Here is a 13,316-nt window from a genome sequence, read left to right on the forward strand (position 1 = left end):
GCGGTCTCGATCTTGCAACGTACCGGTATCGTCAGCCGACGTCGTCGAGGAGGGCCTGGATCGCCGCCGCCATCGTCGCCGGGTCGCCGTCGGCCGGCTTCAATACCAGGTCGGGCGACGACGGGCGCTCGTACGGCGCGTCGATGCCGGTGAACCCGGTGATCTCCCCGGCCCGCGCCTTCGCGTACATCCCCTTCGGGTCGCGTGCTTCGCAGACCTCCAACGGCGTGTCGACGAAGACCTCCACGAACGGCAGCTCCCCGGAGATCGCCCGCGCCGAAGCCCGGTCCGACGCATAAGGGCTGATCAGGGACGCGATCGCCACCACGCCCGCGTCCGCGAACAGGCGCGCCACCTCCGCCACCCGCCGCACGTTCTCCGCGCGGTCCTCGGGGCTGAACCCCAGCCCGGCGTTCAGCCCGTGGCGGAGGTTGTCGCCGTCCAGGAGGTACGCCGGGCGGCCCGCCGCCACCAGGCGGCGCTCCAGCTCCACCGCCACCGACGACTTGCCCGACGCCGACAGGCCGGTCAGCCACACCGTCGCGCCGCGGGTCGGGCGGTCCTCGCGGCGGACCGCCGCCTGGTGCCAGACCACCGGGGACGTCGGCGCCCCGGTGATCATGCCCGCCGCGACCGTGTCGCCCGTGTGCTCGTCCACCAGCAGGAACCCGCCCGTCGCGCGGTTGCGGCGGTACGGGTCGAACAGCAACGGCGCCCGCGTGCGCAGCCGGATGCGGCCGATGTCGTTCAACGACAACGACTTAGCCTCGGTACGGTGCAGCGTCGTCACGTCGAGGCGGTACTCCAGCCGCTCCACCGTGCCTCGCGTCTCGGTGGTCGTGTGGCGGACCGCGTACGTCGCGCCGGGCGTCAGCGACGACCGCTCCGAGAACCAGCACACGAGAGCGTCGACTTCGCGGGCCGACTCCGCTCGGTTGCCCGGCCGGCACAGCATCGCGCCGCGCCCCAGATCCAGGTCGTCGGTCAGCTCGACCGCGACCGCCTGCCCGGTGAAGGCTTCCGAAAGCGGTTTCCCGCCGGGGCCCCACACCGCGCGCACCCGCGAGGTGAATCCCGACGGCAGCGCCACGACCTCGTCGCCCGGCTTGAACACCCCGCCCGCGATGGTGCCCGCGTAACCGCGGAAGTCGGCGCGGCGGATGACGTACTGCACCGGGAACCGCGCGTCGATCAGGTTGCGGTCGGACGCGACGTGCACCTCCTCCAGCTGGTGCAGCAGCGAAGTCCCTTCGTACCAGGGCATGCTCGCGCTGCGGTGGACGACGTTGTCGCCGTGCAGCGCCGAGACCGGCACGAACGTCAGGTCGGCGACGTCGAGCTTCATCGCGAACCGGCGGAAGTCCTCGCGGATCTCGTCGAACCGTTCCCGCGACCAGCCGACGAGGTCCATCTTGTTCACGCACACCACGAGGTGCCCGATGCCGAGCAGCGACGCGAGGAACGCGTGCCGCCGCGACTGCTCCAGCACGCCCTTGCGCGCGTCCACCAGGACCAGCGCCAGGTCGGCCGTCGACGCGCCGGTCACCATGTTCCGCGTGTACTGCAGGTGCCCCGGGGTGTCGGCGATGATGAACTTGCGCTTGGGCGTGGCGAAGTAGCGGTGGGCGACGTCGATGGTGATGCCCTGCTCGCGCTCGGCGCGCAGGCCGTCGGTGAGCAGCGCGAGGTCCGGGTAGTCTTCGCCGCGGTCGCGGCTGGCGCGTTCGACGGCGGCGAGCTGGTCGGTGAAGATCGCCTTCGAGTCGAACAGCAGCCTGCCGATCAAAGTGGACTTCCCGTCGTCCACGCTCCCCGCCGTGGCGATCCGCAGCAGCTGCATCAGAAGTAGCCCTCCCGCTTGCGGTCTTCCATGCCTGCCTCGGAAATCCGGTCGTCGGCACGCGTGGCTCCGCGTTCGGTGACGCGCGTGGCGGCCACCTCGGCGACCACTTCGGACGGTGTCGCCGCCGACGATTCGACGCAGCCGGTGCAGGTGGCGTCGCCGACGGTCCGGAAGCGCACGGTCGCCTCGTACGGCGTCTCGCCGTCCACAAGGGACAGGAACCGCGTGGCCGCGAGCAGCATGCCGTCCCGCTGGACCACCGGGCGCCGGTGCGCGTAGTACAGCGGGGGCAGCGCGATCCGCTCGTCGCGGACGTACTGCCAGATGTCCAGCTCGGTCCAGTTCGACAGCGGGAAGACGCGGATGTGCTCGCCGCGCCGGTGCCGCCCGTTGTAGAGGTTCCACAGCTCCGGGCGCTGGCCGCGCGGGTCCCACTGGCCGTGCTCGTCGCGGAAGCTGAACACGCGCTCCTTGGCGCGCGCCTTCTCCTCGTCGCGGCGGGCGCCGCCGAACACGGCGTCGAAGCCGCCTTCGCGGATCGCGCGCAGGAGCGTGACCGTCTGCAGCCGGTTGCGGCTGGCCCGCGGCCCGGTCTCCTCGACGACGCGGCCGGCGTCGATGTCATCCTGCACCCTGGACACTTCGAGGCGCAGGTTCAGGGCGGCGACGGTCTCGTCGCGGAACCGGATGACCTCGTCGAAGTTGTGGCCGGTGTCGACGTGCAGCACGGGGAACGGCAGCGGCGCCGGCCAGAACGCCTTCGCGGCGGCGTGCAGCATCACCACCGAGTCCTTGCCGCCGGAGAAGAGCAGCACCGGGCGTTCGAAGGTCGCCGCGACTTCGCGGAAGACGTGCACGGCCTCCGCTTCGAGCGCGGCCAGGTGGGACAGCTCATAGGCCACGGACACCGGAAAAAAGTAGAACATGTTCTTGTCATCGGTCAAGCGGTGCGGGACCCTGTGCACATGGACCTGGTCGTACTCGAAGAGATCAAGCGGCTGAAGTACCGGTACCTGCGCGGGGTGGACCTGAAGCTGTGGGACGAGGTGGCCGACACGTTCACCGTCGACGCCACGGCCGACTACGGGACGCACGCCGTGGGCGGGGACGGGAAGAAGTTCGAGGGGCGCGAGGCCATCCTCGAGTTCCTCACCACGAGCCTCGGCAACGGCATCATCACCGTCCACCACGCAGGTCAGCCCGAGATCGAGGTCGACGGCGACACCGCGACCGGGCGGTGGTCGTTCACCGACAAGGTCATCGTCCCCGACCACAAGGTGATCATCGAGGGCGCCGCCTTCTACGAGGACACCTACCGCCGGGACGCCGACGGCGCCTGGCGGATGTCGCACATCGGGTACGTCCGGACCTACGAGTCGATGCTCTCGTGGGAGGGCAACCCGGGCTTCCGGCTGCTCGCCAACCGCTGGGCCGTTCCGGCATGATCGAGAACGAGTTCTCGTTGACGCGGCCGTTCGCCGACGCGATCGTCGAGGCCGAGAAGCTGATTACCGAGGCGCCGCCGGCGCAGACCGAGCAGGGCCTGCTGGAAGGGCTCGACTACCTCGCGGGCAGCATCCGCGCGTCGCTGCAGATGGCCTGGGCCTACCAGCGCGACTTCCCGTACTTCACCGCGTCCACCGGGCCGTACACGAAGATGGGCCTGGACAACCCGGACACGCTGTACTTCAACGCGAACATCCGCGCCGACCGCGAATACGTGGTCACCGGCGTCCGCGGGACCACCGCCGACCTGAGCTTCCAGATCCTCAACGGCGACTACTCGCCGGTCGTGGTGCCCGACAGCCTCGCCGCGTTCGACGACCGCGCCATCGACATCGACGAGGACGGCCGGTTCGAGCTGCGGTTCGGCCCGGCCCGCGAGAACCCGGGGCCGAACTACTTCGTCCTCGGCGAAGGCGCGTCGATGCTCGTCGTGCGCGAGGTCCACAGCGACTGGGCGACCGAGAAGCGCGGCGAGATCCGCATCCGGTGCGTCGACACGGCGGGCCAGGCGCCGCCGGTGCCGGACCGGTCGGCGCTGGCCAAGCGCTACGGCGTCACCGGCAAGATCCTGCTGAGCCGCCTGAAGACGTTCCTCGCGTTCCCGAAGTGGTTCTACGACAACCTGCCGGTGAACACGATGACCGAGCCGCGGTCGACGCCGGGCGGGCTGACCACGCAGTTCTCCTCGGCCGGGCACTACGAGCTGAGCGACGAAGAGGCGATGATCGTCACCGTGCCGCGGTGTGCGGACGCGCCGTACCAGGGCATCCAGCTCGGCAGCCTCTGGTACGTCTCGCTCGACTACATCAACCACCAGACGAGCCTCACCGCCGACCAGGCCCGCGTCGACCCGGACGGCAGGATCCGGTTCGTGATCAGCGAGCGCGATCCCGGCCTGGCGAACTGGCTGGAGCGCACGGGCCACGACCGCGGGTACGTCCAGATCCGCTGGCAGCGGCTGGCGCGCGACCTCGGCCCGGAGGACGGCCCGGTCGTCGAGGTCGTCAAGGTGGACGAGCTGCCGGACCGGCTGCCGTACCACGAGGAAGCACGCGTGACGCCGGCCGAGTGGTCGGCGCGGATCGCGGCGCGGCAGGACGCCGTCGCCGCCCGGATGCTGGGGTGAGTGTGCCGGACCTGTTGCGGGACAAGGTGGTCGTGGTATCCGGCATCGGGCCGGGGCTCGGCCGGTCGATCGCCGTGCGCAGCGCGGAGGCGGGCGCGGACGTCGTGCTCGCGGCGCGCACCGAATCGCGGCTCACCGAGGTCGCCAAGGAGGTGACCGACCTCGGGCGGCGTGCTGTCGCGGTCCGGACCGACATCGACGACGCCGATTCCGCGGCGAACCTGGTGCGCGAGGCGCTCGAAGCGTTCGGCCGGGTGGACGCGGTGGTGCACAACGCCTTCGCCGTCCCGCCGCTGACCGATCTGGCCACTGTGGACCTCGACGCCGTCCGCGCCGGGTTCGAGACGGCCGGCATCTCGGTGCTGCGGCTGACCCGGTTGTTCCTGCCCGCGCTCAAGGAGAGCAAGGGCTCGCTGGTGATGATCAATTCGGCGGTGCTGCGGCATTCGCGGCGCACGTTCGGCGCGTACAAGATGGCGAAGTCGGCGCTGCTGTCGCTCTCGCAGAGCCTGGCCAGCGAACTCGGGCCGGACGGGATCCGCGTCAACACCGTCGCGCCCGGCTACATCTGGGCGCCGAACCTCAAGTGGTACTTCGCCTACCTGGCCAAGGAACGCGGCATCACCCCCGAAGAGGTCTACGCCGAAACCGCGTCCACCATAGACCTGCGCAAGCTGCCGGAACCGGACGAGATCGCCGACGCCGTGGTGTTCCTCGCCTCGCCGATGGCGCGGGCGATCACCGGGCAGTGCCTCGACGTCAACGGCGGCGAGTACCACCACTAGGAGGTTCCATGCGTCCCGGCCGGGAAGACGTCGGCACCGTCGAGGACCTGCACGCGTCGGCCGCCAAGCTCACCGGGCTCGACGACTTCGGCTCGGACGAGTACCTCGAAGGCCTGCGCGTGCTGCTGGAGTCGTACGAGGCGGACGAGGACCTCACGCCGTACGGCAACAAGGTGCACCGGGCGTTCCTACGCGGCGCGCTCGTGGCGCGGCTGCTCAGCGAGGCGGGCTGGAAGCAGCACCCGGAGTCGGCTTCGGTGGCGATCGAGCGGCCGATCTTCGTGACCGGCCTGCCGCGCACCGGCACGACCGCCCTGCACCGGCTGCTGGCCGAGGACCCCGGGCACCAGGGCCTCGAAGTGTGGCTCGCCGAAGTCCCGCAGCCGCGGCCGCCGCGCGCGACGTGGCCGGACAACCCCGTGTACCAAGGGATCCAGGCCGGCTACGAGCGCCACCACGTCGAGCACCCGGAGTTCATGGGCGTGCACCACATGTCCGCGGACCAGGTCGAGGAGTGCTGGCAGCTGCTGCGGCAGTCGATGCGGTCGATCTCCTTCGAATGCCTCGCGCACGTGCCGCGGTACTCGCGCTGGCTGGCGAAGCAGGATTGGACGGACGCGTACGCCCGGCATCGGCGCAACCTGCAGCTCATCGGGCTGCCGGACGCGGGCAAGCGCTGGGTGCTCAAGAACCCGAGCCACCTGTTCGCGCTGGACGCGCTGATGGCGGCGTACCCGGATGCGCTGGTGATCCAGACCCACCGCGCGCCGCGCACGATCATGGGCTCGATGTGCAGCCTCGCGGAGAAGGCGGCCGACGGCTGGTCCACGAAGTTCCGCGGCGAGGTGATCGGCCGCTCCCAGCTCGACCTGTGGGCCCGCGGCGCGGAGGAGTTCCGCACGGCCCGCGCCCGCTATGCCGCGGCCCAGTTCTGCGACGTGGCGTACGAGGACTTCGTCGCCGACCCGATCGGCACGGTGTCCACTGTGTACGACCACTTCGGACTGTCCTTGACGGACGAGGCCCGCGCGGCGATGACGGCGTTGCACGCGGAAAGCCGGTCGGGGGACCGGAAGCCGGTGCACCGCTACCGGCTGGAGGACTTCGGGTTGACGGCGGCGGAGGTCGACGAGCGGTTCAGTGCCCCGTGATCAGCTCGACCACCTCGGCCATCGACGGCGCGGCCGCCATCTCCGCGGCCAGCTCCTTCGCCCGGTCGCGGTAGCGCGGCTCGGCCAGGACGGTGCGGATGTCCCGCCGCAGCGTCTTCGGTGACGCCGAACCCCGCGCGCGGCCGATCCCGGCGCCGGACCAGGTGACCCGGGCGGCCACCTCGCGCTTGTCCTGGCTGGCGCCGACCACGACCAGCGGTACGCCGTACCGGAGGGCGTGGTTGACGCCGCCGTACCCGCCGTTCGTGACCACCGCGGCGCAGCGGGGGAGCAGGTCGTCGTAGGGCAGGAAATCGGCGACGCGGACGTTGTCCGGCAGCGGGCCGGGCCGCAGCGTGCCGCCGCACGTCGTCACGACGACCAGGACGTTTTCGCCGGCCAGGGCGTCGATCGCGGGCTCGGCCAGCCGGCTCAGGTCGTCGTTGGCCACCGTTCCCTGGGTCACGTGCACGATCGGCCGGGAGCCGTCGAGGTCGGGCCACCACGGCGGCAGCGGGTGCTCGCTCGCGCCGCTGACCGTCGTCGGGCCGATGAAGTGCAGCGGGGCGTTCGGGCGCGGGTATTCGAAGCCGGGGCAGGTCATCTGCAGGACGCCGTCGCTGTGCAGCGGCCAGTCCGCGAACAGCATGCCGGGGTCCTCGCCCAGCACCTCACGAGCCCGCCGCTGCGCCGGCCCGAGCACCCACGGCGCGAACACCTTGAGGATCGCGCTGTTCGGGCCGCTGGGCACCGGTGGCAGGAACGGCAGGAAGCCCAGCACCAGCACGCGCGGCCGGTGCTCGCGCCGCACCAGCTCGAGGCCGGCCATGAAGAGCGGGTCGCACAGGACGACGTCGACGTCGAGGTCCAGGACGCTCAGCTGGGCGGGCAGCGCGCCCACGAAGTTCGCCAGTTCGAACCGCGCCAGCCGCAGCCCGCGTTTTCCTGCCCGGCCGGGGATGGAGCCGTCGAGGTCGGTTTCGTCGAAGTCGGCTTCCGGCGGCAGGAGTCGCACGGTGGCCGTCCCGAAGGCCTCCCGGTAGCGCTTGCCCGTGACGACGGTGACGTCGTGCCCGGCGGCGAGCAGGGCTTCGACGATCGGCTTGGTCGGGCCCACGTGGCCGCGGGCCGGCTGGACGCAGACGAGGACGCGGGCCATGGTTCCCCCTTGATTGACCGATACGCTGTACCATCCAATTGATGACGATACCCGAACGACGCCGCTACTCGTCACCCGTGCGCTCGGCGCGAGCCCGGCAGACCCGCGCCCACGTGGTGGCGACAGCGGGGCGGCTGTTCGCCGAGCGCGGCTACGCGGGCACGAGCATGCGGCAGATCGCGGCCGCGGCGGAGGTGAGCCTGGAGACGGTCACGCAGACCGGCCGCAAGGCGGATCTGCTGCTGGCCGCGTTCCGCGACGGCTTCGCCGGCAACCCGGACGCGGTGGACCTGGACGGCCTGGTGGGGCGCAGCACGCTGGAGGACCTGCCGGAGCTGGTCGCGCGGCTGGCGTCGGGCGTACGCCGGTCCCTGCCGATCTGGCGCGCGTTCACGACGGCGGCGATGGCCGACCCCGCGGTGGCGGCGGTCCGCGCGGAGCTGGCGGTGGCCCGCCGGGCGGAGATCAAGGAGCGGTTGACGCAGGCGGGGGCACCGGCTTCGGACCGGCTCGCGGACGCGATCGGGTTGCTGACGTCGCACGAGGCCTACGACCACTTGACCGGGGTGTGCGGCTGGCCGCACGAGGACTACGTGACCTGGACGGCCGAGGCGATCCGGGCCCAGCTAGCCGGCGGCCGCCTGTAGGCCGCGGGTGCCGATGCCGCGCAGCACTTCCACCCGGTCCGCGCCCGGGCGGCTCAGCACCCAGCTCGACCCCGGCACCGCCTTCGCGCGCTTCTTCAACGGCGCCAGCAGCCGCGACACCTCCTGGTACGAGCGGATCGACCCGCTCGCGCACACCAGCGTCGCCAGCGAGACCGTCACCGGCATCCCGTCCGCCGTCCACTGGCGGTCCAGCAGCGCTCCCGCCACGGTCGCGATCTCGTCGACGTCGCAGACCACCAGGAAGTCGTCGCCGCCCACGTGGCTCACCCGCATCCGCCGCAGCTGCCCGGACAACGCCGTGAGCGCGCCGCCCAGTTCGCGGATCAGGTCGTCGCCCGCCGCGAAGCCCGCCGTGTCGTTGACCGCCTTGAACGCGTCGATGTCCAGCCACGCCGCCACGAACGGCTCGCCGATCGTGATCCGGCGGGCGACGTCGCGGGCCACCGTGTCGCTGCCCGGCAGCCGGGTCAGCGGGTTCAGCGCCGCCGCGGCCTCGACCTTCGCCTCGGCCACCCCGCGCACCACCTCGGTCACCAGCACCACACCGAGGCAGCGGCCGGCCTCGTCGACCACCACGACGTCGTCGCCGGTGCGGCCCCAGTCGGCGTCGGTGACCAGCTCGAGGAACTCCATCGCGCCCGCGCGGGCCTCGATCGTGTGCGGCGTGTCCGCGAGCCGCGCCGCCGGGCGCTTCGCGTGCAACGCGTGCCCGTACGGGCCGGTGACCGCGACCAGGAACCGCGTCCGGTCGACCGACCAGCGCGGCCGGTTCAGCTCGTCGACCCCGACGACGCCCGAGGGCGCGTCGGCCGCGGCCAGCACCTCGCGGACTTCGTCGCACGTCGCGGACTCCGGCAGCGTCGTGGCCGGCCGGAGGAAGTCGCCGACGCACTGCGCCGGCCCCGGCGCACGCGGGGCCTGCTGGGGCCGCGTGAGCAGCGCCGGGGCGGGCCCGGCGGCGGTCGGCGGGGCGAGCAGGTTCCCCTGGGCGATCCGGACGCCGAGACCGCGGACGGCGTCGAGCTGCCCGTCGGTCTCCACGCCGGTCGCGACCAGCCGCGTGCCGGTGCGGTTCGTGTAGTGCAGCAGCGCCTCGACGACGGCGACCGACGCCTGGTCGTCGGGCAGCCCGCGCAGCACCGTGCGGTCGAGCTTGACCAGGTCGACCGGCGCGTCGACGAGCAGGCCCAGCGGCAGGTCGCCGCGGCCGAGGCCGTCGAGCGCGAGCCGGAAGCCGAGCTCGGTCAGCGTCCGCATCCCGGCCAGCGCGCGGTCGGCGGGCAGCGGCGCGAACGGCGGCCCGATCTCGAGGACGACGTCGCGCGTGCGGCGCCCGGCGTCGCCGAGCTCGGCCAGGAGGTCGTCGTACATCGCCGCCGGCGCCGCGAGGGTGCGCGCGGAGAGGTTGAGGTGCAGGGGGAGCGCCGTCTCGTCCTGCCGGACGGCGGCGATCGCGAGGCCGAGGTCGACCTCGGCGAGCCGGCCTTCGCGGCGCGCCTGGGTGAGCAGCTCGGGGACGGTGCCCTGGCCCGGCCTGGCCAACGCTTCGTGCGCCACGACGCCCCCGGTGTGGAGGCTGTACAGCGGCTGGAAGGCGAAGCGGACCGCGCGTGGCGACTTCACGCCCCCGATCGTCGCGGGTCGGGCCGCGAAACGAAACGGATGTCGACTGATGTTCACCGCCGTTACCCACATCGGAGTAACGCAGAGTGATGTCCGCCACTAGTTCAGCCTTGACTTATATAAGTCACTGCTTGTAGCTTGACGACGTGCACGCGTTCGACGTCCTCGGCGACCCGGTCCGCCGCCGGATCCTCGAGCTGCTGGCCGAGGGCGAACGGGCCGCCGGCGCGGTGACCGAGGTGATCCGGGCCGAGTTCGGCATCTCGCAGCCGGCGGTGTCGCAGCACCTGAAGGTGTTGCGGGACAACGGCTTCGCGGTCGTCCGCCAGGACGGCGCGCGGCGGCTGTACGCGGTCGGGCACGACCCGCTGCGCGACGTCGACGCCTGGCTCGACCGGTTCCGCCGGTTCTGGACCCCGCCGCTCGACGCACTGGCCACCGAAATCGCCCGCGGCAAGCGCGCCCGGCGAAACACCGAAGAAGGAGAAGGTTCGTGATCGAGGTCAGCCACCAGATCAGCGCCGTCCGCCGGACGCTCGGCGACCGGGTGCTCGAGGGGAAGGAGGCCCGCGTCCTCACGATCAGCCAGGTCTACGACACCGACGTCGACGACCTCTGGGACGCCTGCACGAACCCCGAGCGCATCCCGCGCTGGTTCCTGCCGGTCAGCGGCGAGCTGAAGGTCGGCGGGAAGTACCAGTTCGAGGGCAACGCGGGCGGCACGGTCGAACGCTGCGACCCGCCGAAGAGCTTCGCCGCCACCTGGGAGTTCGGCGGCAACGTCAGCTGGATCGAGGTGCGCCTGACGCCGGAGGGCGACGGCACCCGGTTCGAGCTGGAGCACGTCGCCCACGTCGACGAGCGCTGGGGCGAGTTCGGCCCGGGTGCGGTGGGCATCGGCTGGGACGGCGCGCTGGTCGGCCTGGTCCTGCACCTGCGCGCGCCGGGCACGGCCGTCGACCCGGAGGCCGCGATGGCCTGGATGATGTCGCCCGACGGCATCCGGTTCATGACCGCGTCGGGCGAGGCCTGGTACGAAGCCGACGTCGCGGCGGGCGCGGACCCGGAGCAGGCCCGGGCGGCGGCCGACCGCACGCTCAAGGCCTACACGACCCCGCCGGAGGCCTAGCGGTCGGTGTACTTGACCGCGGTCAGGGTGATCACCGCGTCGGCCGGGACCTCGGTGCCCGCCGCCGGGTCCTGGCCGGTCTGGACCCAGTTGCGGTCGATCACCAGCGCCCGGCCCCGGCCGGTGCCGTCGACCTCGCGCAGGTTGTAGAGGCCGGCGCGCTGCATCGCGTCCTGGGCGTCCTGGTGGTTCATGCCGGAGACGTCGGGGACCTTGATCCGCTTTGCCGGCTCCGAGGTCGGGGCCGGCGCGGCGGAGGTCGTGATTTCGGCGCCGGTCGTGACGGTTGCGGTGGTCGACGCGGGGCCGCCCGCCGGCCCGGCGCCGCAGGCGGCGAGCCCGGTACCGAGCACCAGGGCGGCGGCGAGGCGAATCGGGCGGTTCATGGCGGCTCCTCTTCCTGTGGCGGATACCCCCTTCAATCGATCCGCGAACTCGTGATGTTGCCCATCGATCGGGTGAACCGGAACCCGCCGGATAAGGTCGGGCGCATGGATCAGGGCAGCGAACACACCGACCCGAGGGTGGCGCGGCGGGACCCCGTCGCCAACGTCGGCGGGTTCACCGACCTGGCGACCAGCCCGTTCCGGATCGACCGCGACCGCATCGCCGCCTCGCCGTTCTTCGCCCGGCTCGGCGGGGTGACGCAGGTGGTCAGCGCCGGCGGGGCCGGGCTGCTGCACAACCGGCTGACCCACAGCCTGAAGGTCGCCCAGGTCGCCCGCGCCATCGCCGAGCGGATCACCACCGGGCCCGACGCCGGCCTGGCCGACAAGCTCGGCGGCTGCGACCCCGACGTCGCCGAGGCCGCCGCGCTCGCCCACGACCTCGGGCACCCGCCGTTCGGGCACCTCGGCGAGCAGACGCTCGACCGCATCGCCCGGCACCGCTTCGGCCTGGCCGACGGCTTCGAAGGCAACGCGCAGACGTTCCGCATCATCACCACGACCGACGTGCGCGGGCCGTCGGCGATCGGGCTCGACCTCACCACGGCGGTGCGCGCCGCCGTCCTCAAGTACCCGTGGCTGCGGCTGCACCACCCGGCGCCGCACCCGTCCGCGATGGCCGTCCCGCCGCGCGGGGCCGGCGAACCCGAGGACCTGCCCGGCACCGGCGCGGCCAAGTTCTCCGCCTACGCCACCGAACTCGACGACTTCGAGCAGGCGCGCGCGGCGTTCGCCGGGCGCGTCGAAGGCTGGCAGCAGACGGTCGAAGCGTCCGTGATGGACACCGCCGACGACATCGCCTACGCCATCCACGACCTGCAGGACTTCCACCGCATCGGCGTCCTGCAGCACGCGCCGGTGGCCGCGGAGCTGGGGGAGTGGCTCGAGCACGCGGGCGAGCTGGCCGCGCTCGACGACGAGACGCTGCACGCCGAACTGCGCCGCCCGGGTCGCTCGCTCGAGCGCGTCCGCCGCCGGATGCACGTCAAGGACGCGTGGATCGTCGACGACGACGCGTTCGCCGCCGCCGTCGCGCGGGTGCGCGCCGAACTGGTCGACGGGCTGCTCGCCGGGGAGTTCGACGGCTCGATCGAGGCCGAGCAGGCCACGGCGGCGTTCTCCGCGAACTGGACCGCGAGGCTGGTCGACGGCGTGTTCGTGCTGGCGGACCCCTCCACCCGCGCCGGTCACGTCTCGCTGCGGCCCGCGCAGTGGCACGAAGTCCAGGTGCTCAAGTTCGTGCACCGCCGGTTCGTGCTGCTGCGCCCGGACCTCGCGCTGCACCAGCGTGGCCAGGCCGGGCTGGTGACCAGCCTGGTCGACGCGCTCGACGCGTGGCTGTCCGACCGCGACGAGGTTTCGCGGCTGCCGCGGCGGTTGCACGACCTGGTCGAGCTGGCGCACGCGGAGTACACGGGGCTGGCGCGCACGGCGCCGGAGCTGCTCGTCGGGGCGACGGGGGAGCCGGTGTCCGGGCCGGACGCCGTGCGCGGCCTGGCGCGGGGCCGCGCGGTCGTGGACTTCGTGGCTTCGCTGACCGACAAGCAGGCAGTGACCCTTTTGGACGCGCTGTCGGGCCGCGCCGCGCAGCCGTGGTCGGACTCGTTCGTGCTCTGACCGGCCGGTAACGGGTTCCGCCGCCGCGGACGGCCGTTGCACGTCGCGAACCCGTTGTCCGGTGGTTGTCCGGTGACCGGCATTCCGTTGCGCTGAACGGCCTACGACCTGTGGCCGGTTCGGGAAATTATCCGTCCTTTGTCACTCCAACGGCCGCTTTTTACGATGAACGCACCGTACTTAGCTTGATCCAGCCGGTGATCACCGGCGTCGGTCAGCGTGAGTCGGGGCACGCGCCTTGGAGATATCGGAGGGCGCTCGTG

General features: G+C 72.2%; 13 protein-coding genes. 8 read left to right on the plus strand and 5 right to left on the minus strand.

Annotated elements, in window-relative coordinates:
- Positions 1 to 31 precede the first annotated feature (31 nt).
- The gene (gene cysC / locus AB0J40_RS03400; protein WP_364446809.1) at positions 32 to 1,840 is read right to left on the minus strand and encodes an adenylyl-sulfate kinase; all 1,809 of its coding nucleotides are present in this window, start codon (positions 1,838 to 1,840) and stop codon (positions 32 to 34) included.
- Positions 1,840 to 2,769 carry a sulfate adenylyltransferase subunit CysD gene (cysD, locus tag AB0J40_RS03405; RefSeq protein ID WP_364446812.1) on the minus strand — a complete coding sequence of 310 codons (930 nt, stop codon included), beginning with the start codon at positions 2,767 to 2,769 and terminating at the stop codon, positions 1,840 to 1,842. Before cysD ends, cysC begins: the two co-directional genes overlap by 1 nt.
- A 39-nt stretch (positions 2,770 to 2,808) precedes the next feature.
- Here cysD and AB0J40_RS03410 point away from each other — a divergent pair, with 39 nt between their 5' ends.
- From AB0J40_RS03410 to AB0J40_RS03425, 4 genes are read left to right on the plus strand one after another with little or no spacing between them, the layout of a single operon-like run.
- The gene (locus AB0J40_RS03410; RefSeq protein WP_364446815.1) at positions 2,809 to 3,288 is read left to right on the plus strand and encodes a nuclear transport factor 2 family protein; all 480 of its coding nucleotides are present in this window, start codon (positions 2,809 to 2,811) and stop codon (positions 3,286 to 3,288) included.
- Positions 3,285 to 4,475 carry a hypothetical protein gene (locus tag AB0J40_RS03415; RefSeq protein WP_364446818.1) on the plus strand — a complete coding sequence of 397 codons (1,191 nt, stop codon included), beginning with the start codon at positions 3,285 to 3,287 and terminating at the stop codon, positions 4,473 to 4,475. Before AB0J40_RS03410 ends, AB0J40_RS03415 begins: the two co-directional genes overlap by 4 nt.
- Positions 4,472 to 5,260 carry an SDR family oxidoreductase gene (locus tag AB0J40_RS03420; protein WP_364446821.1) on the plus strand — a complete coding sequence of 263 codons (789 nt, stop codon included), beginning with the start codon at positions 4,472 to 4,474 and terminating at the stop codon, positions 5,258 to 5,260. Before AB0J40_RS03415 ends, AB0J40_RS03420 begins: the two co-directional genes overlap by 4 nt.
- Positions 5,261 to 5,268: 8 nt before the next feature.
- Entirely contained in the window at positions 5,269 to 6,411 is a 1,143-nt protein-coding gene (locus AB0J40_RS03425) for a sulfotransferase (protein WP_364446824.1), read from the plus strand.
- On the opposite strand, the gene AB0J40_RS03430 is transcribed toward AB0J40_RS03425, so the two are convergent.
- Positions 6,398 to 7,570: a glycosyltransferase gene (locus AB0J40_RS03430; protein WP_364446827.1), complete on the minus strand. Its 1,173-nt coding sequence runs from the start codon at positions 7,568 to 7,570 to the stop codon at positions 6,398 to 6,400. The genes AB0J40_RS03425 and AB0J40_RS03430 overlap by 14 nt on opposite strands.
- A 41-nt stretch (positions 7,571 to 7,611) precedes the next feature.
- Between AB0J40_RS03430 and AB0J40_RS03435 the strand changes: the two genes are divergently transcribed.
- Positions 7,612 to 8,217: a TetR/AcrR family transcriptional regulator gene (locus tag AB0J40_RS03435; protein ID WP_364446829.1), complete on the plus strand. Its 606-nt coding sequence runs from the start codon at positions 7,612 to 7,614 to the stop codon at positions 8,215 to 8,217.
- On the opposite strand, the gene AB0J40_RS03440 is transcribed toward AB0J40_RS03435, so the two are convergent.
- On the minus strand, positions 8,197 to 9,861 hold the full coding sequence (locus AB0J40_RS03440; RefSeq protein WP_364446832.1) for a GGDEF domain-containing protein: 1,665 nt from the start codon (positions 9,859 to 9,861) through the stop codon (positions 8,197 to 8,199). The two genes, AB0J40_RS03435 and AB0J40_RS03440, sit on opposite strands and share 21 nt — an antisense overlap.
- Before the next feature lie 146 nt (positions 9,862 to 10,007).
- Between AB0J40_RS03440 and AB0J40_RS03445 the strand changes: the two genes are divergently transcribed.
- Both AB0J40_RS03445 and AB0J40_RS03450 read left to right on the plus strand, forming a co-directional pair.
- A complete protein-coding gene (locus AB0J40_RS03445; protein WP_364446835.1) occupies positions 10,008 to 10,358 on the plus strand; it encodes a metalloregulator ArsR/SmtB family transcription factor in 351 nt (116 codons plus the stop codon).
- Positions 10,355 to 10,990, plus strand: coding sequence for an SRPBCC family protein (locus AB0J40_RS03450; RefSeq protein WP_364446837.1), 636 nt, complete (start codon positions 10,355 to 10,357; stop codon positions 10,988 to 10,990). The genes AB0J40_RS03445 and AB0J40_RS03450 overlap by 4 nt, the downstream gene beginning before the upstream one ends.
- On the opposite strand, the gene AB0J40_RS03455 is transcribed toward AB0J40_RS03450, so the two are convergent.
- Entirely contained in the window at positions 10,987 to 11,376 is a 390-nt protein-coding gene (locus AB0J40_RS03455) for a PASTA domain-containing protein (RefSeq protein WP_364446840.1), read from the minus strand. The two genes, AB0J40_RS03450 and AB0J40_RS03455, sit on opposite strands and share 4 nt — an antisense overlap.
- Positions 11,377 to 11,481: 105 nt before the next feature.
- Here AB0J40_RS03455 and dgt point away from each other — a divergent pair, with 105 nt between their 5' ends.
- Positions 11,482 to 13,053, plus strand: a complete 1,572-nt coding sequence (gene dgt / locus AB0J40_RS03460) for a dGTP triphosphohydrolase (protein WP_364446843.1) — start codon at positions 11,482 to 11,484, stop codon at positions 13,051 to 13,053.
- Positions 13,054 to 13,316 lie beyond the last annotated feature (263 nt).

Origin of the sequence: Amycolatopsis sp. NPDC049691 (assembly GCF_040675005.1) — a bacterium.
Lineage (GTDB): Bacteria > Actinomycetota > Actinomycetes > Mycobacteriales > Pseudonocardiaceae > Amycolatopsis.

Bases quoted from the DNA above. Each gene is read 5' to 3' on its own strand.
- cysC (WP_364446809.1), bottom strand. From the start codon at position 1,840: ATGCAGCTGCTGCGGATCGCCACGGCGGGGAGCGTGGACGACGGGAAG.
- cysD (WP_364446812.1), bottom strand. From the start codon at position 2,769: ATGTTCTACTTTTTTCCGGTGTCCGTGGCCTATGAGCTGTCCCACCTG.
- AB0J40_RS03410 (WP_364446815.1), top strand. From the start codon at position 2,809: ATGGACCTGGTCGTACTCGAAGAGATCAAGCGGCTGAAGTACCGGTAC.
- AB0J40_RS03415 (WP_364446818.1), top strand. From the start codon at position 3,285: ATGATCGAGAACGAGTTCTCGTTGACGCGGCCGTTCGCCGACGCGATC.
- AB0J40_RS03425 (WP_364446824.1), top strand. From the start codon at position 5,269: ATGCGTCCCGGCCGGGAAGACGTCGGCACCGTCGAGGACCTGCACGCG.
- AB0J40_RS03430 (WP_364446827.1), bottom strand. From the start codon at position 7,570: ATGGCCCGCGTCCTCGTCTGCGTCCAGCCGGCCCGCGGCCACGTGGGC.
- AB0J40_RS03435 (WP_364446829.1), top strand. From the start codon at position 7,612: ATGACGATACCCGAACGACGCCGCTACTCGTCACCCGTGCGCTCGGCG.
- AB0J40_RS03455 (WP_364446840.1), bottom strand. From the start codon at position 11,376: ATGAACCGCCCGATTCGCCTCGCCGCCGCCCTGGTGCTCGGTACCGGG.
- dgt (WP_364446843.1), top strand. From the start codon at position 11,482: ATGGATCAGGGCAGCGAACACACCGACCCGAGGGTGGCGCGGCGGGAC.